Here is a 26868-nt window from a genome sequence, read left to right on the forward strand (position 1 = left end):
TCTTTAAAAATTAGACATACAAGGCCGCCCGCACGCCACCATAGCTGCTACCATACGCGCGCGAATAAGTGAAATAGACACGCCAGACGCCCGAGAGCGCACTGGTGGCCCAATGGCCACCCGAAACCGGGCACACATCGTCCACGCGATCGTCATAAAAACGGTCATGACCAAACAGATCTGTGCCAGACGTACTATTAACGCCAGTAGCAAGAGGAATGCCCGCGCATGAGGCTTGCCAGTCTTTGCCCGACGTTGCACTTGAGAATACTTGCTGTGTACCGTTGCCCATCTCCAAACCACGAGACGTACCTGTGAGCGCACCAATACTAGCACCCAGTGACTCATAGTTTGCTGCGATACCCGCTGCACCCCATGCGTCATTAGCTGCCGAGGCTCCGCTTGTTAGTGCGGATGCTTTAGCCGTTGTTTTTAGCGCGTAGAACGTACCTGATAGTTGTGTGACACCTAAGCAGATCTCGTACATATTGCCGTTGAGATCTGCCACGCCATTTGCTTGCCCGTTATGTGTCGTCTTAGCAAACGGTAGTGCCGAACCAGTCTTACCAGCATTACTATAGCCTGTTGCAGTGTATTTAACCGTTGCATCATTAACGTCACCCAGCACATTGTTGTTATTGCCTTTAGGGTAGTTAGCAACGCCCGTCGCGTCATACCATGCGCAGTTATCGGTGCTCGTTGCTGCTTGCGCATGAGCCATAGACAGTAGTGATAACGCTCGTTGCACAAACAATGTCGTGACAAAAAATTCTGAACCGCGCGTCTTAACCGCGTCAATAGCACCCGCGAAAGTGTTTGCAGGCGTACCTGTTAAGCCGCTATACGGATTGTTAGCACTGCTTGAGGATAATGGATTGCTATTTTTGACTGAGCTAGCAATACCGCCATTATTACTTGCTTGATATTTATCAACAAAAAATCCGTCTTTGATTTGTCCGCCATCATAAAATGCACGATGTAACGCATACCCTGCGGCATTAGCAGCCTCTACGCTATCAAAGTCATGCTTGCTCTTAACATCAAGCGAGTTTAGACCGTAATCAGTTGCGCGTGGACTATCTGCACCGCCCCAACGGTAATAAAACATAGGTATCCAACACATAACAGAACCATCACTGTGCTGATAGTTACCGTAGTTTTCATGGCCTTCTGTGGTTGTACCTTCCATCTCGCTCATGCCAAGCGGTAGCGTGGCGGTAATGCCTACCCCAAATAACGCCGTGCCCTGTATGCCGATGTTGTTAATGGTTGTGTTTGCAGCTTCAAATTGATAAGCGCCGTGCGTGATAGGCTCGCAGCCATCTGCTACATATGTAATGCCGCAGTTTATGTCGGTAATGGGGTTAAATGACCAGTTGCCTGCTGTATCAGGGGTTGATGTGCCGATATGATCGCCCGTTTCCCAGTCAAATAGTAGTACATAATCAACTGGCTCACCGTTATACTTTTTTGCCTTACCCTCAATTTTTGACATATTAAATCCTCACCTTTAGCCCAACGATGCCCACATAGCCGCCTTGGTAGATTTTATCTTTGTTGAGCACTATTTCAGCGGCAGTATAGTTAGCAATAACTGCACCAGTCGCATCAAGCAGTTTTGCCGACGTTGGCACTCCTGATGCAATAGCGATGGCCTCAGGCGGCGTTTTAAACGTCAAAACACCGCCTGTAACACTAAGTTCGACTGGGTTAGTTAACGCAAGCTCAACTGCAAGCGTTGTATCTATATAGACTGACAGCACTGAGTTTGTGCCGACATTAAGTTTGTCAGCAAGTCCTTGCAGCATCGCGTTTTTTGCATCATCACTTAATATCATTACTCACCCCTGTCTCTATCAATATTAGCGTGATAACCGATTGTAAAATCATAGTTATCTTTGCTACTGCCTTGGTGCTGCTGGATTGCATTGCCGATCCACACCGGATATTTAGCGGCAGCGGTGTTTAGCCTGACCACGTTGTTAGCCGACCAGCCGATGCCCCATGCTGCTTGCGGTATCGTAAAATACGGATAACCTGTCATCGGATTAATAGGCGCTGTTAACGTGGTGGTTGAACCTGTACCAATCTCCCCCACCGTCTCACCGATAATGCGGAATGATGTAGCACTCGTAAATACTAATGCCCAACGCTCCTCGATCGAGTCACGATTAGTCACTACGATAGGATTATTAGTCACTTGCAACTGTGACGTTGCCTTATCGCCGATTAACGTATCGCTAAAACCACCATTACCCCATGACTTTTGACTAAACACGTTATACGCACGCGCTTGCATATCACCAGCTAATAGCATTGAGCTAAAAACTGCAGCTGTGCTGTAATCATGCGTGATGGGCGTTGATAGCGTGACGCGACCTGATATATCTGTCTCAATAACCAGAGCAATATCCATAATGCGATATTTAGCAGTTAATGGCGCGGTATAAAACGACATATCAAACATGCCATTGAGCGTTAAAGTGCCTGCATCTAAATCGACATCAAGATAATCAAAGCTCACTTTTAAACCATTAGCATCGACTACGCTAACATCAGACAAACGCTCAAAGCCCAAATCAAACTTATCGTTTGGCACGTTGGTTGGTAACTGCATCGTCTTAAGCTCGGTGATCGCTATTGAGTCACCTTTGCGGACAAACGGCACACGACCATCTGTCGGTAGTCGCACTGGATCAAGTCCTATTAACTCTTTATCAAGTGGCAAGTAGCTGTAGGCAATCGCGTTATAGCGGATACTGTCAGGCTTTACATAGATTGGCTGGTTTACGTACTCAACACCCCCATCAGTATAAAAATACTCTGAGTCATACCAAGCATCTTCAGGCGTAAAAGTCACACCGCTAAGGTCCGATACTTTATGTTTGTGATAAAAATACAGAGCCACCACACCCGCTTTAAAATCAACCGTACCATGTGCAAAGCTGTGACCAGTGATATTGCCCTGCTCATCGGTGGCCAGTGACAACATTGTTCCGTCTGCAAGCTCAGCGGTGATCTGTAATGACGCTTCTTTAAGCGGGGCCACTGGCGTTCTAAATATCAAGTTAGCAAGCGGTACAGGGTCATTCTCACGCAGCATTGATTTTAGATTGACTGTGTTTTGCTGATCTATTTGCCATGTCGTTAGCTCAATGACACCAGAGTTATAGTCAATACTACCGACAACATCAGCACCGTTTTTTACCCTGCCGTTATCATCACGTAAATTAAACCCGACAACATCAACAAACACTGAGCCGCTGACTACTGGCGCCAATACATCTTGCGGTAGAGCTAGATTAAGACTGCTTACTTGTCCTGTAGTGGTGGCTGCCTCTGTCGTAGGTGCGGTTATGGATTTTGCTAAAAAATCAACGTTGCCAATTTTAAACGGCTCAGTTTTTTGTGTGATCTTAAATACTGGAGACACACCTGGTCGCGCTAATACATCAACGCCGCTAACCTGTTTTGACACTTTGACTTTAAAGCTAGCCGTACCTGCTGACTTATCAAGCGTGCTGCTTAATAGTTCGACATTCCACTTTTGCGAGGCGTTACCATTAAAGGGTTGCCAAAAAAAGTCGCTACTACGATACACTGTGTTCCCTGAGTAGAGCATTTTGTCAGAATAAGCAGGATATAAAACATTATCTATTTTTAATGAGGACCCGTTGTCGCTTAGTATGATATTGATATGACCTGCATAACCTAAATCATCTCTGCCCATCACTAAGCTAAACTCAACACCAGTAACCGATTGGTCAAAAGTAATCGTTTTTTCATAAATGCCATCGCTGATATCAGGCGAATCTTTGTACTTTGTCGTTAAAACATTAGATTCAATGATGCGCTGATAAGACAGATTAAATACCGTGTCTTTAGCCACTGTCGAATTTGGCGCAATGCTTAAACGGCCATCAATAAATGTGCCTGTTGCATCACCTGTGATTACGCCATTGCTAGCTGTCGCTGTCTTATCGGTTGCCCATGTAATAGTAATATCGCCGCTTACTTTGTCTGCAACATTAATAACGTGATAAGCAGCAGGTAACGTCTGCTCTCCATACTTAACCGTATTTAGATCAACGCCAAATGAGTAAATAATATAACTAGCAGCGTCAGGTATAGCAGCAGTGGTAAGCAATACCGTCTTGCCCTGCACCGTACCACGCCCGTTACCGTCGTCATCAATCAGATTGCCACGACCATCGTCATGTACGAGATAATTATTACCGCCTACTGTATAAGTGATTTTAAGACTGTTTGGCACTGGCTCGGCACCAAGCTCGCGCACGTAGTTATAACCTGCATTGTCATCGACCACTTGATAATCAGTCTGCGCCACGCGGGTAAACTCGCTCGCGGGTTTGTAGCTACCCGTTATTGTGTTAACGCCTGATAACCCAGTGCCGCTGTACCATACGATTTGACCGATGCCGTATTTGATTGACGCATAAGCCACACCTTGCCCGTCTACCAGCTCGCCATCACGGTCTGTCAGCTGCGTATAGTTAACATTGAGTGACAATGTGCCAACCGACACCCCGCTTGGTAAATTAAACGCTGTGTTGGTCGCAATATTGACCGACTGACTGATATTAATAACGCCATCGCCACGCGCCTGAGTGGCTATCTGATTCGCTGGGTCGCGCTGTAAAATGGGCGTCTCAACTTGGGTGCTTGGTACGACTTGGGTATAAATAGAGTTAAGGCGTACTTGGCGTGACTGCATAGCGACAACTGGTTCAGCCAATTTTGATGCGCTGTAGTATTTAGCAGCATCAGCGACACGAGCCTCACGCAAAATAGCACGTCTGCTCGTTGATGCGTTTTGATAAAACTCAGGCACGGTTAAACCATTAAACGTCTCGTTTAACGTGTCGCCAAACTCAATGGTCACCACATTACGTGTCACTGTCTCACTAGCGGTACGTTGAAACTCACGCACCACTGTATCGACTTTTAATGGTCGCAGGTACTGATAAAACTCGTCAGACTGGCCCTCGTTTTGCACAATGACCAGAGGCTGGCCGACTGCCGGCACAGCATCTTTTAAACCAAGAGATAGCTGAATTACGCGCTGACCCGCAAGCTGTGTCTCTAGCAAATGCCCTGCCCACTTGGTGCCAAAGGCTAGATAGCTCTCAATCTTGTTTTGAGCGTCCGAGCGTCTATCAGCAAATGACGTGGCTTTAAATGCAAATACGCTGATATTCGGATTGTCAGGCAGCTCCGTAAACAGTATACGAGTCGCTTGCAGTAGCTCAGCATTAGCCGTCTTAACTGCTAGAGAGACTTTACGCAGACGCACACGGCCAAGTAAGCGGTCAATGTCTGACACGTCGGGGAATAGGTTATTAGATACGCCATCTACTACAGCCTCAGCAGTGGGCAAGCCGCCGCCCTCGTCTGTGTCGTTCATGACCTCAGACTTTAAAATCTCTAAATCGTTTTGAGTAATTGCCATGTCGTCATCCGTCAAATTTTAGGCATTAAAAAAGCCCTAAAAATAGGGCTAAATAAGTAAGGAGTGCTACTCGCTCGGTATCTCTAAGAATCTAAGTGTTACGTTGTAATAATCGGTCAGTTTTGGGCTGTTCGTACCCTTGACTGGAGTTGCTTCAATTGCCTTTTGTTCTGTGTCAAACATGACTTTCACGCGCTTTACAGCATCATTGGATAGATAATCCAGCCAAAACGTCGCGCCCAGCTTGTCACGCTCAGATTTGAGCGCATTGACCGTTTCTCTTGTCAGAACCCCATGACCCGCAGGCGCTTGCATCGTGTACGGTCTGCCAGCTTTACGCTCTGACTGCTCGACGATCATTGTACCGTCTAGCGCGTACTTGGTATTTGATACGACAGCTGACCAGTCGTGCTCACCTTCTGGGTAAAGACTATCGGACAAGACAATAACCGCGCCCGTGGCTGTATTTGTCAGTTTGGTTTGTGCATTAGTACGCATAATGAGTCCTTTTTATTTGAGTAAGCCATCGCAACGCAATGACTTAATTAAATAAAAACAGGCCCATGTGATTTCACATAGGCCTATGTGGTTACAGCTTCACAATTTCATACATGGCTTCTTCGGCTTCGTCATACATCAAGTCAGCTTCAAGTTCCATCTCGCTAAAATCATCGCCAATTAAATCGTAAGCATCTGCTGGTGACAGCTTAGCGCGATATGCTGTGACGACTTGCTTATCTTTTTGACCAACTTTGTTTAGACCATTAACGCGGATGCGGTAATAATCAACATCATCTGTCATGGGTTTCATGATTGTGGCGGTGCCGTAGCTGTACGCAACTTTGATCGGTGATGCGATTGTCTGTACGTGCGTCATTTCAAGAGTGCCGTACTTCTCATCAATCGTGTAGTCAATACCTTCAACCAAGGCCAATGGTGTTGCATCTGTGCTGTCAGTAATGACAACATCGCTGACGTTCTTATGTTTCAAAAAGATAATATCGCCAATAGCGTCAACTTCGTGCTCTTCATCTGTCACTGAGCCTGTCGCAACTTCCGTGACTGTCGCCTGTAATGCTGCTTGCATGGCTTCAAGACGGCGCTCGCTGAGGGTTAAGCTAAAAGTAGCGGATTTATCCCCTTCTGACTTGTCCCAAGTTTGGTTTTTACCTGAGTGATATTCTTTTAACTCACTCTCATTCTCGACTGAGTGATTAAAGGCGGCGGCTGATGCCACGCCCACCCAAAAAGGCTTGCCCTCTACGCCGTTCTTAACAGCGGTAAAATACACTTTACCGTTACCGATAAATGCGTGTGATTGTTGTTTATCTGCCATGTTACTTATCTCCTATGGCGTAATAGTGGTTTGAAAAGTGAGTGGATATAATGCAAACGTACTAAAGTAATCAGGCCGCCCGCTGGTCGATGTGCGCTCTAGTGGGTCGTGATAGTCGTCTAGCTCATAACCTTGCACATGATTGATAACTTTACTCACAAGCTCGCCTGACGACTCCATGAGCGCCTTAACGTCTGTTTGTGCCGCTTGGTTACTCACAGCGACAACAACCGTCCATTGCTGCACGTCACGGCTGTCTATTGAGCCGTTAGCGTTAGGATTGTTGCCAGTGTTGATGACGTAGAGCGCGGGTGTGACGTTTTTATTGATATTGTTGATACTAGCGACGGTGCCAACGTGCTTAATACCCCACTCGTCAGCTTTCGCCTCCAGGTGCTCGATCAGGCCAAGACCTACTGCAAAATAATTACTCATAAGTCCACGTCCATAATTCGATTGATAATATTAAGCACTGACGCCCTATCGTTGTCATTCATTCCCATGTACGGCCTAGCGGGTATATCGCCCCACAAGTGCGGGAATATCGCCTTTTTACCGCCGTAGTGCATCATGCGAGCGTAAACAACGTTTGTACCCCACTTGACGCCATCAGGTAGCGCAATATAGGTCAATGACGCCATGAGTCGACCAGTGTCACGCAGGGTATCACCTTCGTCCTCAATAGCCCTTAATGACGGTAGCCACGGTTGGCGCTGTAGATCATGCTGATTGTAAAAACGCTCCTCAGTTTGATAGACCATCTCAGCGCCAGCCATACGGCTAAACTTTTGCATCTTTTTACTATCAAAATACAAATCGCCTAGCCGCCTGATAATCTCGTCACCACCTGATAGCTCTGCATCAAACATGACTCACCTCACTTAATGCTAGGCATCTTGGCAAAAACGTCATCACCAAAAATTTGACCAGGATAGCTACTGCCAATTGGTACGGCAGGCTTAACGTAGGTCTTTTGCTGCTCCTCAGCTGTCAATGGCTCAGCAAAAGTAACATTGGCTTTGCCTGCACCAACGTCTTGCAGCCATTTAAGCGCCTCTTTATAACGTGACTCAACCTCATCGGTTGGCTCATTCATATAGAGCAGGTGGCGAGCAATGTCAGCGCACACCAGTTTTAGATGCTCAGTCTTATTCAATGGCGTTTGATAGCGTATGGATAAGTAACTGTTCATCTTCTCTGATGCGTCACTGAGCGCGTTAGTGACTGCAAGTAACCCGTCACTGTGCATCGACTCAAGCTCAGCAATAGCCAATGCTCCAAAGCGGCTGATTAAATCGTCATGAGTCGCATACATGGCTTAGTCCTTCGGAAAGCGTGCGATTAGCTCAGCTTTTGTATCTGAGTCGTTGTACTCAATTTCCTCTTCATCGAGTAAGGCTGTTAGCTCGGCTTTGGTCAGCTTTTCTAGCTCGACCACTTCGCCACCTTCGCCAGTATCAACATCTTCGCCTTCGACGGCTTCAGCTTCTACAATAGCGCCTTTACTTAGTAAGAACTTGGCACGTTTTTCGGTCAAGCCTTCAACCACTTCACCAGTCTTAAAACGGCCTACCGATTGTTTTGCAATATACTTAGACATAATTTGCTCCAAAAAAAGCCCTGTGATTAGACAGGGCGATTAAAGTTAGTTGATATTAAAGAGTGATAAAACCAGTACCACCAGCGGCACCATTTTTATTGATGGTCACTGGCAGTGGGCTTGAATCAGCGATAAATTTATCGACAGATGGGTCATCGCTAAATACATGGTATGGCATCAATTCCATTGCTAATTTAGCAGGGTTTTTGCGATGCTTAATCATGCAATAGTAAAGCGGATTATCTAGCTCAGAGATTAACCAAAAGCCATCTTCTGGAATCATTAGCTCGCTTGTACCATCTTCTTTTTCAAACTCAGCGTCATACGTCCAAAAGTTAATACCGTCTACCGTACCGCGTAGGGTTGCAGTAGTTTCGCCACCAAAACCGCCATCAAACACACGGGTCGCATTGGTGTCTTTTGACGCTGTGAATTTGTCGTTAAATTCTTTGTTGTCTGCCATCGCGTCAAACACGCGGCTAGACATTTGAGCATCAACTGGGCGGCGCTTACCATGCTTGACCAAGTTTTTGACAATCTGGCGAATGTCTTGATACGGAGTGGCGCCTTGTTGATCCCAAGCAATAAGCGGCGTAAATGTTAAGTCAGCATGACGACCAAAGTTAACAGTCACACCCGCATTGTCATCACCTTGCACAACCACTTTGCCATACAGTAAAGCATCTCGGCACATCATAGTGACACGCGCTGCTAACGATTGGCGGATAGTCCAGTAAGACACGGCGGCGGCCATTTCCCACTCATCTTGCATGGTTGGCGGTGTACCAATAGCATTAGTCGCAATGACGCGCATATTCTGCAATAGCTTTTGCATCTTAGCGTCAATCTTGCTTAACGGCTCAACGACACATGCGGGCTTAAAGTAAGGCGCTGGAATGTAATCAACATTCAATTGCACTTTGTCTTTAATGACGCGACCTTGCGCGGTTGGCAATACAGCAGGCGCTAATGGAATGTAGGTTTTGATATCGCCTACTGGCACCTTATCTTCACCGTTTAGATAAATCGGGTTACCAAAATAGCGGTCACGGAAAAAAGTATCAACGGGTCTACTTAGATCATAAACCGCGCCAAGTTCTTCAAAAGATGCGGTATCAATTTGCACATCTTCAATGTTAAAAGTTGCCATAAGTTAAATCCCCTATTTGACTACGCTAAGCGTAATTGGTAATGAACGATTAGCGTGCGCACGGGCTGCTAACTTTTGTGTTGGTGTCAATGCAACGCCGTTTAGTTTGACTTGTGCCACATCAAACTTACCTGCTACATAGACTGGCATTTCAACGCCAGCGGCAATTTTGGCAGTTGCTTGCTCAGCGGTCACATCGGCAAGACAAATAACATGCCAATCCGCTTGTGCGCCTGTTTCAGTATTACTGTGAGTCGCTACGTTGGTGCCAGCAGCAATCACCAATAGGTCACCGCGTTTGTATGCTGTAGCAGCGGTAGGCACTACGCTATCAGTGATAGGTGCAACATCAACAGCTAACGGCTGCTCAGTTGTATAGTTGAAATCAACCATTATTTAACTCCTTGTGCTTTAGCTGCTTCAACAGCTGCTAGAATTTTACTTTCACCACCTTCACGGCCATTGGTTGCTTGCGCTTTATCCAAACCATCTGGTAGCTCAGGCGCTTTCTTTTCGACTGGTTTTGCCATAAATTCAGCGACAGCAAACTGTGCATCGTCCATCGCTTTAAACGCAGTAACTTGCTCGTCGGTAAACTCACGACCAGTATCAGCAGCTAGCTTATCAATGGCAGCTTGGCGTGTTGATTCTTGCGTCTTTGCTAGTGCGTCCTTAGCTGCCTGCGCCTCAGCCTTAGCATCAGCAATCTTTTGATCAGATGCAGCTTTATCAGACACTGCCTGTTCCTCTAGCTGCTTAATTTTGGCTTGCGCCTTCTCTAACTCGTTCAAGTCGTACTCCTCGGGGTTATTGTTGCTCTGTTTGGCTTGGCTTGATGTTGATACGCTGTCTGCTATCTCATCAATCAAACCTAATTCTTTTGCGCGTGTCGCATCGAAACACCGACCTTCAAGCGATGCAATCGTGTCAGCGTTCAAACTGCGATAGCTTGCTACGTGCTCAAAAAACTCTTGAGCATTAGCATCTACACCAGACTGTATTTCTGCCAATTGCTCGTCGGTCAGTGGCTCATCATCACCAAACACGGCTTTCCACTTCCCGCTACGGATATTAGTCACCGTGATACCTATTTGCTTTAGGCGGCTTACTTGCTCAGTGTGCTTGACTATCGTGCCGATGCTACCTATACCTGCAAACTGTGCCGCTACGATACGGTCAGTCATTACAGCTATGCGATAGGCAGCTGAGTAGGCATTACCACTAACAAACGTCTGAATAGACTTTGTATTGTCCGCTATCGCTTCATCAACTAGATGCTGACCTTTGACGTATCCACCAACGCTATCAATGTCTAAGACAATGCTAGTCACTGTGTAATCGTCATTGGCTTGCTGAATGTAATTCGCTAAGTTTGCATAGCCTGTTACACCCCATGAGCGATAATCACTTGAGGTTTCAGGTACTAGCAGACCGCGAACATCGATAGTCGCTACGCCATTCTCAACCGTATAAGCTGCTTCACTACCATCATCGCTATGACGTGATAGCGCTTTGAAGTCGATAGATGCGAGCTCACCGTTTAGATCGTGGCAAGCCATGAGCGCATGACTGTTGATGTCGCGCTTAATCTTTGCTTGTAAGTTCATATTTCACCCATTAAAAAAGCCTTATCATTTCTGATAAGGCTACTGTTTTATACGTCTATCAGGCTAAACTCATTTTTTCTAAAATTTAATGTAATATTTCTCCAAAACAAAAAAACCTCATCAAATGATGAGGTTCTTTATTCATAAAATTGAGAAAAAATAGTTAAGTTAGAGTGTCATTTTTTATCTGTCAATAAAAAGTCTTCTGAATACTCAGCATCAAATAAAGAGATAGTTTCAATTTCATCAATGCGAATCACTAATTTAAAGTCCTGCATCTTTTTCCAGTCTATCTTGAACTCTGAACCATCCCAATCAATAAACTTATTTTTCTCGTACACAGGCATATACTCACAGTTAAGCTTCATATCTAACGTATCTTTATCACGATAACCGCTAAAGAAAGGAATTATTAAAATATTTCCTAAATCAGTATTTTCAAATTGCTCCCCGAGTACCATGCCGACATAAACTTTGCGAGATTTCATAGACACTTTAACAGATGAATTCGATTGAAGAGACTGGATGACAACATTAAGAATGCCATCCAAACTCTTTAATAAGTCATATTTATCCTTTGAAAAATCAATTTGAATTCTTGCTTCGCAGATTACCCATGATATACAAGCTGTAGCAATTGTCATCACTACATAGTGAAGGATGTCTTTTTCACCTTCAACTAAAAGTAAAAGGTTTTCTCGAAACCTTTTACTTAGATTAACAGTAATATCAAGGTAAGATAATATAGTAACTTCTAATGTTAAAATAATTAAAAGTACGACTAACGTACAGAATGAAAAAATTAAAATCCCTAATAATATAGAGATGATTCCATGTTGAGCTAAATATACATAGGATTCCCATCCCACACTGCGCTTGAGGATATTTTTCTGATAAGGTACTGAAGAAGCATATCGGTATCCTAAAACTAGAACAAACATGATTAAAAGCAGACCCATATAATATTATGCCTTTTGTGAGTCTAATTTAATCTTACTCAAAGCACGGATCTGATTTTGAACACCTGTACGTACCTCAGGATTGTCATAATTTAACCATACGTTACCTTGATCATCCATAACTAATCGTTCGTTTTCACTAACGACTTTTTTTGGTCTATCAAAAGTCAATACTCTCATTAAAAATCCACTGCGGCTGTTAGTATTCATGGTAACAAACTCCTTTAGTGGCTAGGTTTGGGTTTAAAATATCATAATTATTAATATATATTACTCACATATCTCACCGGTATCAATCTATAAGCTACATAAGGCTAATATTAACTATAATAAACTTATAGAAGTTTACAGTTATTGTTTAAATAGCATAATTAACTTTAACTCTCTTCCTCAATCAATGCATGAGCCTCATCAATCATCAAAGCAAGCTCAGGCACTGGCTGCGCTAACATCACTGTGATAGCCGCTTCAATGCGCTGTCTTGCTGCTAATATCGCGCCTGACTGCTGATAGTACGTAATAGCAAGCTCGGCTATCTTGTCATTGACTAGTTTGTTCATGTTGCCCGTGTACTGAGCCGGTGTACCGCCAATCCAACCTTCATCGTTCGGCACATTGGGCAAATCATCATCGGCGGTTATGCCTTTTGCTTGAGCTTGAGACTCAGTTAAGGACCGCATAATGCAGCGACAACGATACCCATCAGGCGCATAATGTTTCTGCCAAAATGGGTCGTCAATATGTCTGATCACGCCATCTAGCACCTTATGAGCTGGGCGTTGTCTAATATCATTGATACCGTCACGCATCAGGTATGGGCGTTCATCTTTATTTTGCTGTTGCTGATACCATCGACCACGGCCATAAGCACCTTGAATGTTGGTTCTAAAGATATTGTCTAGCCGATGCCTTGGTAGGTTAATATCAATATCACCTTTTTTTACAGCGTTTTGAAAGTCTGCGAATGTACCGCCACTGTCGAGTTGGTCATTGACCAAGCCCATGACATGCTTAATCTGCTCAGTCTGCCCTAGCCCTGCGATAGATACCGCTTGCTGACGCTGTATGGGCGTCATCACGTTGTAGTATTCATCAGGCAAAACCACGTTACGGTTTAAAGCGTAAGCAATAGCTTCGATAAACTTTACGTCAAATGCTGCTGTTGTCGTTGCCATTGGTTACTCACTTTATTTTGGACAATAAAAAAGCTCATCCATTAGAATGAGCTTTCAATTTTTTGTATTAATGCAATGTGCTGAGTATTTTAGAAAAAATTAGTGGTCAGAGCGCTCAATATGCTAATTAGGATAGTAATACTCATCTGTGTAGAAGGCATTTGATGACTTATAAAGTGATTCTACCAAGCGATAAATAATATTAATATCGGTAAGATACTGATACCCCTTGGTCTTACCATATTCAAAAATATACCTAACTTGCATAAAAGTATTTGAGTAATCAGACAAATCTGCTAGTAAACTCCTTCCTGTATCAATGGTATAACGTCCCGTCAAATAGTCATACAAGTCTTTATCATGCTCCAAGTAAGACTTTAATAACTTTCCTAAATCGTGACGCGCCCACTTTTTCGACGAATGAACTTCTTTATCAATTAAAAATTTTATAGGCCTATCACCCGCTTCCTTTTCAGCTTTTGTCTGAACCATCTCTTCGTACTTTTCATCCACATCAGGATGAAAGCCCTTTAAAAACAACTCAGCTGAGAGAGCCAACAGAGTTAGCATAGGATAAGGAGTATCCGTAGGTCTATCGTCGTCTAACTCATATAGACGTTGTGCTGTAAGAAAATAAGCAGTTGCATGGGATAAAATCGTAGTATCTAACGCTGGAACAACAACATTAGGAGTAACACTGGTATCAGTATAGCCAAGATAACGTTCTTCCAGCTTTTTCTGTAATGCTACTAAATCCATAAAACCGCCTTAGAGTCAAATAAGCTAGGAACAAAGGTTTAATAAAAACAACCCAATGCAAAGCCAATATAACAGGCACTATGGCAACAATGAAGCAAAATTTAGCTAGATTAGAGATATCAAGATAACTACAGTATTAGTAGTTACACCTCACTCGATTCATCAGCAAAACCATGTAAATCAGCGACCGCTAACGAGGTATTAACCAACTGAGTAAACTCGCTATCAGCCAATCCCTCACCGCATAGGTTAAATAGCGACTCACGTAAGCTGTCAGCGTCCGTAGCGTTGCTTATAGCTGATAGTACTGCATTAGAATCAAAAGGCTGTACGCTTAATTCAAGCGCATCATCTGCGACTTGTTCAAGCTCTTGCTGTTCATCAGTAAACTCACTATCACTGTCAGCTGCTTTAAATGGCAGCCATGTTTTGCTAGCCATTGACGTATAGCGATTGGCTTGTGCTGACGTTGGCAATTTAATAGCGCCTTGTCCATCACCGTAATCCATGTGCGAGATATGCTGCTCGTTATAGCCATGCTCGTCTACAAAATAAGACTTGGTGAAGCGAACACCCATCTCATGCGCTTTTTTATCTGCGTCTAACTGCTCTTGGTTGATGAACTTCTTAGCCACCCACTTAAACTCAGGCGCTTCAAACCCATTAGCGGTACAGATAACATCAATGAACCGTTGAACGGCTTTAAGAGCGTGCTTACGGTCGCCGCTAAAGATAATCTCTTGCTGCTCTTGATGTATCTTGCCTTGGCCATATGTGCCGCCATTGTCAGTGCCGCTTGTGAGCGTTTGGCCAAGCAAGTAGGTTGTAATACTTTGCTTAACAACATTGTCGTAGCTCACAAACGCCTTGCCATCACTGGTAGCTGTGACTGGTGTTACATCCTCATCAATGCCGATAGTGACGACGCCTGAGTTGTGGGCCGCCAGTATTGCATCTGCAAATTTCTGCGCGTCATCCTCAGTTGTTGCGTCAGTCTTACCGATAAGCAATGGAGAACCGAAACGCTCCAAGAACTTAGACCAAAAACGCCAGCCGTTGGTTTTAAAATAATGCAGCCAGTAAACACGGCTTAGTATCGACTTGCCTTTGGGGTTTAGATACGTTGGCTTATGCTGCTGGTACAGATAGCGATAATAAAAGTCCTTTTGATCACTAATCATGACCGGCTGACTACCATCGTTCGGGAACCATTGTAGTGCACCGCCAGCTAATGGCTCAAACCACTGGATAGGCTTAGACATCATTGAAGTAACTGCATTACGTCCCTTATCATCCTTACCCCATAACTGCTCAATGACATCATAGCCGTACCACTTGCTAAGCGATGAGCCTTGCAAGATCGTTCCAAGATGCAGGTCTAGTTGCTCATAGATAAATTCAGCAACATTGCCCTCACTCGGTGTAATCGTATAAGCAGCATTACTCAGCTCTTCTTCACGTATATCAATCGCTTGATCGATATCAGGATCCGTCAGTAATGTCTTTAGTGCGTGACGGCTGATACCCGCTTTCTTAAGTATCTCGTCAGTGTCAGTACGGATCAGGTGACGGTAGAAGGTCTTGCCTCTTAAGTCTGTCACCTGCTCTTGACTTAACGCCTTACCTGCTGTGACACGGTAACGCGGCTTTTCAGTTATATCATTCATCTATACGTCCGTTTGCCAGCAGTGGCTCTGTATCGTTTAGTATTAGCACCACGCTTCATAGTGCGCTCGTGTGCATATCTGAGTGAGTCAATCAAATGGTTATGCTTATCGATAATTTCAGGCAATATCTCGCCGCTTAATCGGTCCGTTTTGTAGCTGTACAATCGGAACTCTTTTGCGGTTGCCGTGCACCTTGGGTGAATGACGATCTGCTTATAGCCTTTTAGGTGAGCAATGCCATCCTCAACACTACCCTTACCTTTAACGCATGCCTTAATTTTTGGTATGCCGTTACGCTTTAGGTAGCTGATTGATTCAGGTCGAGCGTTATCAGCTATCACCTCGTAGTTTTCAATGCCTGGTATATTATCTTTCAGGTAGTCTGGTGTGTCGTCAATCTCAAGGCCAACCTTGCACGCCTCATACTCAATATAAAGTATGTTGTCACTGACCCATGAGTTTGTCGCGCCTGTTGGATCCGTAGAAAAACCAAAATCCAAACCGTTATATGGACCGTTCCATGTTGGGTGTCTTTCAAACTCTCTAACAACAAACTTACCGTTAAATATCTGGGCGTCCGAAGCTTCGAGATAAGCACCTTCCCAAATCCAACAATAGGTCGCATCGTCAAGGTTAGCTTGATCACTTAAGCGTTCTTGCTCAAGCACATCAGGGAAGAATGGGTTATCGTCATAATTCATCTCAACGATGAATTTATGCTCAACCTGTCTGAAGCGCTTGTCTGTTGCACTATCCTTATTTTCAGGATTCCATGTTATCCAAACCTCTGAGTCATCTTCACGTACTGTTGGTAATAGCTTGCGCCATGCAGCCTCACTGACGTTCTCAGCTTCATCCACCCAAGCGAGTAGTATGCGTGACTTACCTTTGATGCTGTCCAAGTTATGACGTAGGCCAGTAAAGGCATAAGCAACACGCCTATTTTTAGTGCGAACGTATTTCTCGCCAATCTCATAGTAATCATTAAGCCAATCTACTGATCGTATTGCTTGCTTAATTTCTTCAAGTGAAGATTCTTCAAGTGAGTTCATATACTCACGGCCGCATAGGATTATGCCGCTAGCGCCTGCTTCGGCCAGTCGATAACCCTCTACGGCTGTCATCAATGCGAATGTACGTGTCTTAGCACTACCACGGCCACCATAAGCGCCTTTATAGCGAGACTTGGACTCAAAGACTGGTATAAGCTTGTCAGGTATGACTACATCGGCGTAAATTTCATCATTTAATAGCTCGCCCATTTTCATCTACCTTTGGTGCCACCAGTCTAATTACTGTCGGCTTGGTCGCCATTGATCCATCACTAGACGTGTTATCAACTTTCTGCTTATTCGTAAACACTTCGCCCACGTCCTTAGCTGCTTGCTCAAGTAAGCTTGCCGCCAATGGCCTGTTCTTTGATTTCTCAGCATCACGCGCCATACGGTCAAGCATGTTTAAGCGATATGCTTTATTGGCAATCGGTATTGCTTGGATGTCATTGTTAAAGTCATCGCGGAATTGCTTGAATAGGTCCTTCCATTTCTGAGACAAATTAACTGCAGCTGCTTTGCCAGGGTCGTAGTTCGATACCTGCTGTCTTGTAACTTTCAGCCCGTCAAATTCTTGATTGACAGCTTCCACTACTTCGGATGGGGTCATATAGGTAGCAAGCCCTTGTACAATAAAGGCCTTAACCTTATTGTTAAGGGTCGCCATAAATGCTCTCTCGTATCGCTAAGTAAAGGTAATTAGTATTTTATTTGCGGCTCACAATCTTGCAGCTCAGCCATGCGCCTGACTGCTTCATCACCGCCATATCGTCTGACGACTCCAAAGAACTCCTCAACATCGTGAGCTATCAATTCGAGCTGTGGTCTGCCGTCTGCTTTGAATGAGGGGTCACCAAACATATCTGGTTTATGTCTCATGTGATAAATCTCATGCTCAACCAGTGCGGCAAACTCAGCGTCTGTACAATCACGGCAATAATTAGAATCAAGCGTGACCAAGTATTCAGGCACATCACCCAATGTATCTTCAAACCACATTTCCTGACGCATCTTCTTCCAACCACCCGCCATCATCATGACCTTTTCGCACTGGCCTAATATCTGCTTACCAGCTTTGATGTATTCACTTTGGGCCCACATAAACGCTATTTCAGTTACTGAGTATTCCATCAAATGTCTATGGTCTTCGTTAAACCACTCATGGTCGGGGTTGAGTATCGTGGCGTGTAGCCATTCATATATTTCAGGGGCTGCCATTAGTGGGCGTAGATCGTTGGTTGGTGGCATTGGTCTTTTCAACATGCTCACCTCCAATCAGCGTGCATAAAATAAAGCAAACCCGCCATCTTGACGGGTTTATATAAGCTTGGGGCGGGAATAAGCCGCTTCATATTTCCAAGCTTGAGGTCAACGTGATTGCTTGAATTTAGGCGCGTGTCAAAGCCTGTGCTTCTCTACATGTAAACCTCTGCAATTGGCGACAGCGTGTCTCACTGCCAGTCTTAATTAATCCGCCCGCTCTGGCTTGGGTGCTTGCTCCCTCGTTAAAGGCTCACCGCAGATATAAAAAATGCCCTGCACAATCAAGTGAGGGCAAACTGGTTAATAAAATATGGTGCGCCTAGCAGGGTTTGAACCTGCGACCAAAGAATTATGAGTTCTCTGCTCTAACCGCTGAGCTATAGGCACTTAATTATTACAAAACTCAATCTTATCCACAAAATCTTGAGCGCCTTCCACGCCTCTATTAGCTCTGTCTCGTAGAAACTGTAGCCAATAAGCTTTGGCGCACGACTCTGTGACCTCATGATAATAATCATAGGCTTTTTGATTGGTTAGTTCGCACATAGCATCCCTGCTAAATTTTGGACGTAAAAAAGCCCGATATCGGATATCCGGCATCGGGCAAATCATAGGCAATAAAAAAGGCGGTTAGTATTAACTAAACGCCTGAATCGGGTTGGCTTCACTTACAATCGCCAGTGTGAGAAATAGTACTCTAACGGCTGTCATGTTGTCAATAGCTGCTTACTATTACCCTATTTACCCTTAAATTCACTCTAATCAAACTGACTTGGGTCTTCTAAGAACTCATTAACTACTCTGCGAAACTCAATAGGGTTAGTAATAAAAGGAATAGGAGTTCTAATGCCACCAGTACCAGAAACTATTACTGTGCCATAATTAAAGATCCGCCCCATAATCCCTTGATTGATAATCAAGCCTTCTACTTTTTCCAAACGCAGCTCAACAGTATCTCTTCTAATAAAACCTGTCTTCGCAATAACTCGCTTATTTGTCAAAGCTAGTTCAGTTGTCATTACACGCACCACTGCAATAACAAAAAATACTATTCCAATTAAAAACGATATAGTTAACACCCCCAGTGTAATCATTGCCCACTGGGACCACCATGACACCTTAGCATTTTTAATAACTCGTTCGTTAGTTGTTAGATTACTATCAATATAGTTGGCCATTATCTTTATACCGTAAATAAATAGAAACAATAGTAACTTAATAGATACATTAATAGCAAACAGAAGTAGGAATATTTAGCTTCAATTTAATCTTTTACGATAATCGCTGATGTCTTGCTCTATCATTACTACCAAAGCTTCAATATCAGCCAAAATACCCTCTTGGTATTTTAGCCACAATTTGCTATAACTGCTGGCTGGCACGTTGATACCACTGAATAATAATCGTCCCTCAACCGTATACAATCCCCACAAATCGTATAGCTCAAAATGCAACGTCATGCGTGCTACAAGCTTCGCTAACTCCTCCAAGGTGTGATAGCTGCCTTTCGGTGCTTGTCTCTTATCCTCAGCGCATCTAGCTATCATTCGAGCTGCTAAATAGTTAACTATCACATCAAATGACGCTGAACGATCCCACAACTCGTTATCCCCCCAAACCAGTAAAGACGCCAACGCTTTAGCGTGACGACTCTCAATCAATCCAATAGCGGCCGCCTTGTCTTCCCAATTAACCTCAGGAGGCAATCCACCGCTACCAATATCAAACTTAACCGTTTTAGCGCCCATACCCTGCTTTAACCAATCGCCATGCTGCAATTCTAAGCGTGGGCTGGTAGCAAATCGTTGACTCAATATTTTATTCACTCGCCTTGCTCCTCAATAATTTTGTTTAGTGCATCTCTAAACGCGACAAGTCTATTTCTTGGTATGGAAATCCCATGCTCATAAGGCGACTTATCATCTCTAACAAAAATCTCATCATCGTCTTTGTACGAATGAAAATTAAAATCATCAAAATTCACATCGATATCTACTAATGGCTTAAGCATTGCTCACCTCCAATGTAAACTGCTCTAAAAACTCATATTTGAATAACGGCTTGATAAATCCATCCTGCTGGTAATACACGTAGTGATCATCAACTCGCAATACTAAGACACGCTGTCCAGTCTCATTATTGATATAGATTTGGTCTTTGCTAATCATGGCTGCACCTATACTTTTCTATACGTTAAAAGTCTCGAACATCCCAACCACCGCCGTTCCTTTTCGTCTGCTTCATGACCGCTAAAAACTTAAACGGGAACTTGTCAGCAGCAACTTTAATCTTCACTAACGCGTCGTCAGTCCACTGCCCTTTCACTTCGTGTATTTCCAATTGGCCATCTGAGCGCATGACCAAGAAGTCTGGCTTATAAAACGTGTTGTCTGCTAGCCGTAGGTTGATGTTGTCAAAAGAGTAATAAGCGATCTCACCTGCTCGTTTTAGCAGCTCCAAATGCTGTGCGTAGGCCTTCTCAGTACCATTCATTTGTCCTGACTTCATTCGCCCTAATGCTTGTATGCTTTTTCTCATCACTTACCATCCTTTAAATTAATATCGCCATATTCATGCTTAAACGCTGTTCCGTCGCTATTCCACTTCACATATTCATCGTGGTACGGATCCCCATCAACTACTCTCAACCTGCCTGAATATCCTCGATATACGTTATCTTTAGGGTGGTAGGCAGTTTGCAGACCTGCGACTGAGTGGCCTTTGGTGGTTTTCATGCTTAGTACCTATTCGCTAAGTTTTCGTAATTGACTTCAACTACCGTTCTCACCTCGATAACTTCTTCGCAGTCTTGACACTCGACCTCAAATTCATCACCGTCACAACCGCCGTTCTCCAACCAATCGGCAGTGTCTTGAACCGCACCACACGCGTTACACTTAAAATCATTCATGCGCTCAATCTCCGTAATTCTGCCAATTTATCTATCGCACGCTTTTTAACCTCTTCGTTCCAGTTAGATTCAGCGTCGTTAGGATCGTCAAACGGCTCCACAACCACCTCCTCCCCATCAATCGATACAGTTCCTGACAGCTTTCCGTATCGACAGCTCAACGTGTGCATATAAACCTTGCTCATACCGCCTCCTGCATCTGATTTAACAGCCTGTCGTAGGTCTCATCTTGCATTTCACCAGGCATGTGCTGCTGGCTGATATGATCATAAGTCTGCTGGACACTCATACCGGGCAACGGCTCTTTCCATAAACCGTTTACCATGACCGATGTACTGGGGTTTGGCTTAGCTTGAGTTGCTGGTTTGCTGTGACTAGGGTGATAGACGGCTGGCAGATCACTGTCATGGCCTTCTGATTTGCTAGCAGTGGTACCACTCCAATCTTCATTGTCGATGTTGAATCTAGCTGGCTGTGACTGAGCTTTAATTTTCTGCTGACGTATGTAATCGCGCTTGATCCAATCCGTGAGCACATCCTTGCGTCTGCCCTCAGTCCTGATGTATGAACCCTTTTGCTCTTCCTCAGCGTAGTAGTTTTTGAATTTTTTCAATTGATAATCGTAGTCTGCTTGACTGATGGCTGGTACTGGTGGTGCTCCTAGCATGAGCATGGCATTAATTTCAGTAAGCTCTGGATGAACCCAATCTGCAATCGAATCAATCACTGAAAAATCACTCGCGCTATTATTATTACTATTCTTTGGTTCTTGGTTTATGGTTATTGGTTCTTGGTTAGGGTTATTTTGGCTTTTATTTGGCAACCCATTAGAAACCGACTGGGTTTTTTCTGGGTCATTCTTACGAGGTCTGCCCCCTTTTTTGCCGTTTTCACGGTTTTTCTGAGCATTACCATGGTATTTAGTGATCTCACAATCTATGCGTTTGTGCCTAAAACCGTCATCACACTCATAAAAGAAGTCATCTAAGACGTTTTTAAGCATAGTTTCGTGTTCTGGGTTATCCAACATTAAGCGACGCATAACCCAATGGGTTTTTTTAGGTATTGGTTTTTCGTCCATGTAATAGAGGTCTATTAGCATGCGGTAGATGTAATGCTCCATCGGTTTTAAGTGTTGAGTATCTTTACGATAGTCTTTGATGTTAAAGCTGTAATAGTGCATTACACGGCCTCCAATTCTCTTGAACGTTCTTGCTGTAGTAGTTTGGCTATCTGAGTGACCCCTGAAGGCGTGAACCTAACCTTGGGCGCTGTACGGTCACGACCATCGCCACCAATGAAGCAGGATAGCTTCTGTGTGACAAATCCTTGGTCAATACGGTGCGAATAAGCATTAAGGGCACCTGAGTGGTCGCGGTACATAAAACGTGCACTTGCTGGCTTATTTGGATTGGTGCACCAGGCTACAAATTCATTTTGACCCATGCCTACCGCCTTTGCAGTTTCACGAATACCAGTTGAGCCTTTAGCGTGACTAATGGCATCTAATGCAGCTGCTTTTGGCTGTAATTGCTTGATTTCAGCATTGGCGCGCTCTTTTGCTTCCTCACTCGTTACTAATGCTTTTAACGCTGATAAGTAGTCTTGTGGCAGTGCTACGACTGGCTGTGCTGCTTGCTGTTCTAATTCAGCCCAACGACGGTTGATACGAATACGAATGTCAGCGCGGTAGCCTGTGATTAGATCTATCGTTTGTTCTTTGCTTAATAAATACTGACGATAGCTTTGACCGTTATCAGCGACATAATCTGACTGCTCAACTTTGAGCAGTGCCATTTGCGCATAACTTTCGTTCAGACTGTCAATATCACGGCAAACATTGCGATGGTCTTTATCGCAATGCTCAGCTATTTCACGGCTGCTCATTGTCTTTATGTTTTGCGTTAAAATACTCATGTGCTATACTCCAATTTCTAACTATTAGCTTTGGTGGTTAGTAGATAAACCCTGATCAGCTCGAACTGGTCAGGGTTTTTTATTGCTCGTTTAACTCGTAGCGAATTACTCTTTGATTTCCCCCCTTTATACTGCTCACCGTATAACCCACCTCGCGTATCTGCGACATGATATTGCTCAAATACGATTGCGACATATCAAAATCGCCTACGTCATAAAAACCATCTTCTTTAATCTGCTCTAAAATCTGCTGGCCTTTCTCCGTTGGCATTTCGCTGGTTGTTTGAGGTCTGCCAACGTTGCGTTTTACGACCCTTGCACAGCTTGTCACGTTGCTTGCTCTGCCTAACGAGTCAGCTATTCCTTTTGGTCGCCTCCACACGATTGGGTTTGCTTCATTGCAAGGCTTAAAACCCATCATCATTAAGATTGCTCGTACTGATGACTTGTTTCGTATGTCATCAAACTCTCTATGTTTAACCACCCCATCAATTGTTTTTTGCACCACTATTGATTCAATCTTGCTGTAGAGCGGGTTGTTTATTTTCTTGCTATACATACCTACCTCGCAAAATGGATCAGTGTGTAAACGACAATGGCCGCGCAGACGATCACAAAAACAACTTGTTTGATGCTGTGCCAAAATTGCAGGTTGTTATCACGCTTGCGCTGCTTTTCTTCTTCAATTGTTTTCATGTTTTGCGCCTTAAGATTGTCCCGCTTGGTCTGTTCGATATCTTGTGCCAGTGATAAGTGAGCCTGACGCTCGTTAAATAACTCCGCGCTGTTCGAGTGCATCGAATACTCCCAATTGTCCGTAGTGTTCGTTGTACTGAGCTTTTAGCGTGGCAATGGTTGCATCGGTAAACATCAAAGCTGGGATGGGGTTAATTGATTGGTGACAGCATTTGCCGTCGGTTTGGTTTGGGCAGTCGTCGCAGGTCATAACGTGCCCCTTGGACGATAAGTACCCTCTGCAATCTGAGCTTTGGCATCATCATGAAAGAAATCGTCAACCTCTTCTAAGCGCTGAAAATTGTCCTTTGCCAAACGAAATAAAATATCAATCTTAGCCGCGTCATAGCACTTCATATTTGCAGGTACAACCTTGAGGCCAAGCGATGCAAGCATCTTGCAAAGGTTTGCAAGGTGATGCTCTTTAAGGCGTGACACGGTGCTACTGTCAATACCAATTGCTTTTGCAAGCTCCGCCTGACCATCCTTATCAATGGCTTGCAACACCTGAGTTTGCATATTGCGTGACCATGCAAGCTGTTCGTCTGATAATTGACATATAGATTTGGTTGTCATGGTTATGCTTCCTCTGTTATGTAGTTATCGATGTGCTTCACAGCATCTATTTTCTTTTGCATAAAAATGTCAGGGTGAGCAATTTTCGCGTCTCTTGAGATACCGCGGGCAAGCCAGTTATGAACTGTGGTGTAGTTGTAGCCAAGTGCGTCTGCAATAGCTTTAACCCCGCCAAGCTTTTCGATTAAATCTTTATCAGTCACTGTGTATTCCTTATTTTTCACACTATAGGGTAAATAATACACACAGTGTGAATAAAAAGCAATCAGTAGTTTTCATAGTGTGCAACATCGTGTTCCACACAGCGTGTAAAATAATATTAATTTGAACAATGAAAAAATGAGGTGGTTTATGGACCCAAGCATGGTTAGGCTACAAGAGGTAGCGGGGACAAATAAAAATTCTAAAATCGCCCTAGATTTAAACGTGGGAGCGTCAACAGTAACCAACTGGGCAAAGAGAGGTGTTTCTAAAGAAGGGGCTTTAGCTGCAGCGGAGAAATACAACGCTGATGCCAACTATATTTTGAGTGGCTCATTACCCACACCTACTGTTAGCGATCTAAAAGCTAAGATACTGGAGATGCAAAGCGGTTCAGCAGATACCGTAAACAAAGACACACCAGAAGGTACCAAGAAAGTGCCAGTTGATCATGGTATGTCGGGTCAGATGCCAGTAATTAGTTGGGTAGCGGCAGGCAGTTTTTCGGATGTGATGCCAGTGACAATAGATGACGCTATTGAATGGATAGATAGACCTAGCAATCTATCACCTAGAGCCTTCGGCTTGATCATCGAAGGTCGTAGCATGTGGCCTGAGTTTAAGCCTGGAGAGATTATCTACGTTGAGCCTGATATCTCGCCGTTAGAATTGAAGGATGGTGCGCTAGTCGTTATTCATTGCAATGATGACAAGCAAGCGACGTTCAAGCAGCTTATTATTGGCGATAGCCCTGAGGATATGTACCTAAGACCACTCAATCCAGAATGGCCGGATCAGAAGATTGTGCCGATGGGCGAATGTATGCTCGTTGGCGTTGTGGATAGCAAAATTACTAAGTATAGGTAATAGGCATGAAATCATTTGAGTGCTACTGGATTGAGCATTTCTTAAAGTTCGCCAAGCCAGTCGACACGCTGCCATTAGGATGGTGCGTATATCGTGAAGCAGTAGATTTCGAATAACACAAGGATATGGTTATGCTTTTAGATAGAGAAATGCAGCTTTCAATGCTAACGGAGCTGAGTCAGGTTTACCCCTCACAAATTGATCTCAGTGAGAAATATGACTATGGAACTGATGAATATTATAAGTTTATTGCGAACCTAGCTTACCTTAAAGATCATAAGCTCATTTCTGAAAACAGTTTGTTAGTTTCTAAGTCGCTGGATGGTGATGGCTTTCATCCTAATTTAGGCTCAATCACGCACACTGGCATGGATTTCCTTGCAGACGACGGTGGGCTATCAGCTATCTTAGGCGTGGTAACAATCAAATTTGAAGCTGAACAGTTCAGAACAATCTTAGAGTCAATGATTCTATCATCTAATCTGCCGACTGAGCGTAAACAGACAATGATTGATACGCTTCGAGAGCTGCCTGCCGAGAGTATAAAACACCTGACAACGAGAATTGTGGATGTGGGTTGGGACAATCTAGACTCTCTAATGACGATAATTCAAAACAGCCTTCTTTAGCTATCTGCTTGAATTTTAAATAACCAATTGGATGAGTGTAGTCACCAACGGGTACGTAGAATTCATCATGATCGACATCTATATTTTCAATATAAATTTGAGTTGAGCAATCACTTAATCTATTTTCAACGAGAAGTAAGGTTTCAATTTTCATAAGTAAGCCTCATTGGTTTTACGCGTAGAAGCCAGCACGCTTGAGACTGGCTAACAAGGAGAGTAATAATGGCGGATAGTATGAACATCCAAGGACCAGTAGAAATAAAAGATAACAGCGCTGAGCGTGTTGCCTTTGATCTAATGTCTGTTATAGCTGGTAAAGAGAATCCAACTATGGGTAGTGATTGCCAAGCGAAAAAAAATAGTAATAGGCTTTACTATAGTCAATCCCACTTAAAAGTGTTATAAACTAATTATCAAACCTAATTGCTATCATAAAGACCATGACTTACTCCCTAGATTTTCGCAAACAAGTACTAAAAAGCTTAGACAAGGGTATGACTTTTGCCGAGGCAGCTGAGTTTTATAATCTGAGCCCAACCACCATACAGAACTGGAAGCGGCGTGTTCATAGCAAAACAACCAGACAAACCAAGCCCTATAAAATACCAGATGACGTGCTACTTAATGATGTCAAAGAACATCCTGATGATTACCAGTATGAGCGAGCACGTCGTCTAAACTGTAGCAAAACAGGCATTTATCATGCCCTAAAGCGCCTAGGCATCAGTCAAAAAAAAGACCTTAGAGCACCCAAAAGCGTGTCCAATAAAAAGAGCGGCGTATCAAAGAAAGCTTGATAGCTTTACGCACCAAGGCTATCCGACTATCTATATTGACGAAAGTGGCTTTGAGCACGAGACCATCCGCTCTCATGGTTATTCACCGATTGGTAAGCCTTGTATTGATCGCTACAGCTGGCAAGGTAAAAAGCGAACCAACGTTATTGGGGCTCTGTATGAAAAGATGTTGTTTGCGCTTGATTACTTTGAGACAA

38 protein-coding genes, 1 tRNA gene and 1 pseudogene are annotated in these 26868 nt (G+C 43.9%); 5 read left to right on the forward strand and 35 right to left on the reverse strand.

Features of this window, described 5'->3' with window-relative positions; translation table 11 throughout:
- Nucleotides 1-10 precede the first annotated feature (10 nt).
- From B2P60_RS12015 to B2P60_RS12185, 35 genes are all read right to left on the reverse strand, one after another.
- Complete coding sequence (locus B2P60_RS12015) at nucleotides 11-1495, reverse strand: hypothetical protein (protein ID WP_286741581.1); 1485 nt, start codon at nucleotides 1493-1495, stop codon at nucleotides 11-13.
- A 1-nt stretch (nucleotide 1496) separates the two neighbouring features.
- Nucleotides 1497-1838 (reverse strand): hypothetical protein, encoded by a 342-nt coding sequence (locus tag B2P60_RS12020; protein ID WP_286741582.1) that lies wholly within the window; start codon nucleotides 1836-1838, stop codon nucleotides 1497-1499.
- On the reverse strand, nucleotides 1838-5470 hold the full coding sequence (locus B2P60_RS12025; protein WP_286741584.1) for a hypothetical protein: 3633 nt from the start codon (nucleotides 5468-5470) through the stop codon (nucleotides 1838-1840). The genes B2P60_RS12020 and B2P60_RS12025 overlap by 1 nt, the downstream gene beginning before the upstream one ends.
- Before the next feature lie 66 nt (nucleotides 5471-5536).
- Nucleotides 5537-5968, reverse strand: a complete 432-nt coding sequence (locus B2P60_RS12030; protein WP_286741586.1) for a hypothetical protein — start codon at nucleotides 5966-5968, stop codon at nucleotides 5537-5539.
- A gap of 91 nt (nucleotides 5969-6059) precedes the next feature.
- A complete protein-coding gene (locus B2P60_RS12035; protein WP_286741587.1) occupies nucleotides 6060-6806 on the reverse strand; it encodes a hypothetical protein in 747 nt (248 codons plus the stop codon).
- A 12-nt stretch (nucleotides 6807-6818) separates the two neighbouring features.
- Entirely contained in the window at nucleotides 6819-7241 is a 423-nt protein-coding gene (locus B2P60_RS12040) for a phage tail terminator protein (protein WP_286741589.1), read from the reverse strand.
- Nucleotides 7238-7675 (reverse strand): phage virion morphogenesis protein, encoded by a 438-nt coding sequence (locus B2P60_RS12045; protein ID WP_286741591.1) that lies wholly within the window; start codon nucleotides 7673-7675, stop codon nucleotides 7238-7240. Before B2P60_RS12045 ends, B2P60_RS12040 begins: the two co-directional genes overlap by 4 nt.
- Before the next feature lie 8 nt (nucleotides 7676-7683).
- Nucleotides 7684-8121 (reverse strand): DUF1320 domain-containing protein, encoded by a 438-nt coding sequence (locus tag B2P60_RS12050; RefSeq protein ID WP_286741593.1) that lies wholly within the window; start codon nucleotides 8119-8121, stop codon nucleotides 7684-7686.
- Between the two features lie 3 nt (nucleotides 8122-8124).
- The gene (locus tag B2P60_RS12055; RefSeq protein WP_286741594.1) at nucleotides 8125-8406 is read right to left on the reverse strand and encodes a hypothetical protein; all 282 of its coding nucleotides are present in this window, start codon (nucleotides 8404-8406) and stop codon (nucleotides 8125-8127) included.
- A gap of 55 nt (nucleotides 8407-8461) precedes the next feature.
- On the reverse strand, nucleotides 8462-9556 hold the full coding sequence (locus B2P60_RS12060; RefSeq protein WP_286741596.1) for a major capsid protein: 1095 nt from the start codon (nucleotides 9554-9556) through the stop codon (nucleotides 8462-8464).
- Between the two features lie 12 nt (nucleotides 9557-9568).
- Nucleotides 9569-9949 (reverse strand): hypothetical protein, encoded by a 381-nt coding sequence (locus B2P60_RS12065; protein WP_286741598.1) that lies wholly within the window; start codon nucleotides 9947-9949, stop codon nucleotides 9569-9571.
- Nucleotides 9949-11163: a S49 family peptidase gene (locus B2P60_RS12070; RefSeq protein ID WP_286741600.1), complete on the reverse strand. Its 1215-nt coding sequence runs from the start codon at nucleotides 11161-11163 to the stop codon at nucleotides 9949-9951. The genes B2P60_RS12065 and B2P60_RS12070 overlap by 1 nt, the downstream gene beginning before the upstream one ends.
- 176 nt (nucleotides 11164-11339) lie before the next feature.
- Nucleotides 11340-12122, reverse strand: a complete 783-nt coding sequence (locus B2P60_RS12075; protein WP_286741602.1) for a hypothetical protein — start codon at nucleotides 12120-12122, stop codon at nucleotides 11340-11342.
- Nucleotides 12123-12128: 6 nt separating this feature from the next.
- Nucleotides 12129-12332: a hypothetical protein gene (locus B2P60_RS12080; protein WP_286741604.1), complete on the reverse strand. Its 204-nt coding sequence runs from the start codon at nucleotides 12330-12332 to the stop codon at nucleotides 12129-12131.
- Nucleotides 12333-12499: 167 nt separating this feature from the next.
- Nucleotides 12500-13297: a phage minor head protein gene (locus B2P60_RS12085; RefSeq protein ID WP_286741606.1), complete on the reverse strand. Its 798-nt coding sequence runs from the start codon at nucleotides 13295-13297 to the stop codon at nucleotides 12500-12502.
- Between the two features lie 123 nt (nucleotides 13298-13420).
- Nucleotides 13421-14056 carry a hypothetical protein gene (locus B2P60_RS12090; protein ID WP_286741608.1) on the reverse strand — a complete coding sequence of 212 codons (636 nt, stop codon included), beginning with the start codon at nucleotides 14054-14056 and terminating at the stop codon, nucleotides 13421-13423.
- A 143-nt stretch (nucleotides 14057-14199) separates the two neighbouring features.
- Entirely contained in the window at nucleotides 14200-15723 is a 1524-nt protein-coding gene (locus tag B2P60_RS12095; protein ID WP_286741610.1) for a phage portal protein family protein, read from the reverse strand.
- On the reverse strand, nucleotides 15720-16985 hold the full coding sequence (locus B2P60_RS12100; protein ID WP_286741611.1) for a PBSX family phage terminase large subunit: 1266 nt from the start codon (nucleotides 16983-16985) through the stop codon (nucleotides 15720-15722). Before B2P60_RS12100 ends, B2P60_RS12095 begins: the two co-directional genes overlap by 4 nt.
- A complete protein-coding gene (locus B2P60_RS12105; protein ID WP_286741613.1) occupies nucleotides 16966-17442 on the reverse strand; it encodes a DUF2280 domain-containing protein in 477 nt (158 codons plus the stop codon). Before B2P60_RS12105 ends, B2P60_RS12100 begins: the two co-directional genes overlap by 20 nt.
- Nucleotides 17443-17474: 32 nt before the next feature.
- Entirely contained in the window at nucleotides 17475-18038 is a 564-nt protein-coding gene (locus B2P60_RS12110; protein ID WP_286741615.1) for a putative metallopeptidase, read from the reverse strand.
- Between the two features lie 311 nt (nucleotides 18039-18349).
- Nucleotides 18350-18425, reverse strand: a tRNA-Ile gene (locus B2P60_RS12115).
- 371 nt (nucleotides 18426-18796) lie between these two features.
- Nucleotides 18797-19216: a PH domain-containing protein gene (locus B2P60_RS12120; protein ID WP_286741617.1), complete on the reverse strand. Its 420-nt coding sequence runs from the start codon at nucleotides 19214-19216 to the stop codon at nucleotides 18797-18799.
- An 81-nt stretch (nucleotides 19217-19297) separates the two neighbouring features.
- The gene (locus B2P60_RS12125; protein ID WP_286741618.1) at nucleotides 19298-19864 is read right to left on the reverse strand and encodes a hypothetical protein; all 567 of its coding nucleotides are present in this window, start codon (nucleotides 19862-19864) and stop codon (nucleotides 19298-19300) included.
- Entirely contained in the window at nucleotides 19861-20049 is a 189-nt protein-coding gene (locus B2P60_RS12130) for a hypothetical protein (RefSeq protein WP_286741620.1), read from the reverse strand. Before B2P60_RS12130 ends, B2P60_RS12125 begins: the two co-directional genes overlap by 4 nt.
- Complete coding sequence (locus B2P60_RS12135) at nucleotides 20042-20206, reverse strand: hypothetical protein (RefSeq protein ID WP_286741621.1); 165 nt, start codon at nucleotides 20204-20206, stop codon at nucleotides 20042-20044. The genes B2P60_RS12130 and B2P60_RS12135 overlap by 8 nt, the downstream gene beginning before the upstream one ends.
- Nucleotides 20207-20231: 25 nt before the next feature.
- Complete coding sequence (locus tag B2P60_RS12140) at nucleotides 20232-20576, reverse strand: DUF1064 domain-containing protein (RefSeq protein WP_286741622.1); 345 nt, start codon at nucleotides 20574-20576, stop codon at nucleotides 20232-20234.
- Entirely contained in the window at nucleotides 20576-20773 is a 198-nt protein-coding gene (locus B2P60_RS12145) for a hypothetical protein (protein WP_286741624.1), read from the reverse strand. The genes B2P60_RS12140 and B2P60_RS12145 overlap by 1 nt, the downstream gene beginning before the upstream one ends.
- 172 nt (nucleotides 20774-20945) lie before the next feature.
- Nucleotides 20946-21134 carry a hypothetical protein gene (locus tag B2P60_RS12150; RefSeq protein ID WP_286741625.1) on the reverse strand — a complete coding sequence of 63 codons (189 nt, stop codon included), beginning with the start codon at nucleotides 21132-21134 and terminating at the stop codon, nucleotides 20946-20948.
- The gene (locus tag B2P60_RS12155; protein WP_286741627.1) at nucleotides 21131-22132 is read right to left on the reverse strand and encodes a YdaU family protein; all 1002 of its coding nucleotides are present in this window, start codon (nucleotides 22130-22132) and stop codon (nucleotides 21131-21133) included. The genes B2P60_RS12150 and B2P60_RS12155 overlap by 4 nt, the downstream gene beginning before the upstream one ends.
- Nucleotides 22132-22866, reverse strand: coding sequence for a phage regulatory protein/antirepressor Ant (locus B2P60_RS12160; RefSeq protein ID WP_286741628.1), 735 nt, complete (start codon nucleotides 22864-22866; stop codon nucleotides 22132-22134). The genes B2P60_RS12155 and B2P60_RS12160 overlap by 1 nt, the downstream gene beginning before the upstream one ends.
- A 79-nt stretch (nucleotides 22867-22945) precedes the next feature.
- Nucleotides 22946-23425 carry a hypothetical protein gene (locus B2P60_RS12165; RefSeq protein ID WP_286741630.1) on the reverse strand — a complete coding sequence of 160 codons (480 nt, stop codon included), beginning with the start codon at nucleotides 23423-23425 and terminating at the stop codon, nucleotides 22946-22948.
- A 2-nt stretch (nucleotides 23426-23427) separates the two neighbouring features.
- Entirely contained in the window at nucleotides 23428-23664 is a 237-nt protein-coding gene (locus B2P60_RS12170) for a hypothetical protein (protein WP_286741632.1), read from the reverse strand.
- Nucleotides 23636-23812, reverse strand: a complete 177-nt coding sequence (locus B2P60_RS12175) for a hypothetical protein (protein WP_286741633.1) — start codon at nucleotides 23810-23812, stop codon at nucleotides 23636-23638. Before B2P60_RS12175 ends, B2P60_RS12170 begins: the two co-directional genes overlap by 29 nt.
- Nucleotides 23809-24177, reverse strand: coding sequence for a CII family transcriptional regulator (locus tag B2P60_RS12180; protein WP_286741635.1), 369 nt, complete (start codon nucleotides 24175-24177; stop codon nucleotides 23809-23811). Before B2P60_RS12180 ends, B2P60_RS12175 begins: the two co-directional genes overlap by 4 nt.
- Before the next feature lie 2 nt (nucleotides 24178-24179).
- Nucleotides 24180-24380, reverse strand: coding sequence for a hypothetical protein (locus B2P60_RS12185; protein WP_286741637.1), 201 nt, complete (start codon nucleotides 24378-24380; stop codon nucleotides 24180-24182).
- A gap of 148 nt (nucleotides 24381-24528) precedes the next feature.
- Here B2P60_RS12185 and B2P60_RS12190 point away from each other — a divergent pair, with 148 nt between their 5' ends.
- The 5 genes and pseudogenes from B2P60_RS12190 to B2P60_RS12385 form a co-directional block, all read left to right on the forward strand.
- Nucleotides 24529-25245, forward strand: a complete 717-nt coding sequence (locus B2P60_RS12190) for a S24 family peptidase (protein WP_286741638.1) — start codon at nucleotides 24529-24531, stop codon at nucleotides 25243-25245.
- Between the two features lie 131 nt (nucleotides 25246-25376).
- A complete protein-coding gene (locus B2P60_RS12195) occupies nucleotides 25377-25874 on the forward strand; it encodes a hypothetical protein (protein WP_286741640.1) in 498 nt (165 codons plus the stop codon).
- Nucleotides 25875-26096: 222 nt separating this feature from the next.
- Complete coding sequence (locus B2P60_RS12200) at nucleotides 26097-26279, forward strand: hypothetical protein (RefSeq protein WP_286741642.1); 183 nt, start codon at nucleotides 26097-26099, stop codon at nucleotides 26277-26279.
- Nucleotides 26280-26314: 35 nt separating this feature from the next.
- Entirely contained in the window at nucleotides 26315-26671 is a 357-nt protein-coding gene (locus B2P60_RS12205; RefSeq protein ID WP_286741643.1) for an IS630 transposase-related protein, read from the forward strand.
- 64 nt (nucleotides 26672-26735) lie between these two features.
- Nucleotides 26736-26868, forward strand: a pseudogene (locus tag B2P60_RS12385) (IS630 family transposase); the annotation flags it as partial.

The organism is Psychrobacter sp. UBA3068 (assembly GCF_002366815.1).
Lineage (GTDB): Bacteria > Pseudomonadota > Gammaproteobacteria > Pseudomonadales > Moraxellaceae > Psychrobacter > Psychrobacter namhaensis.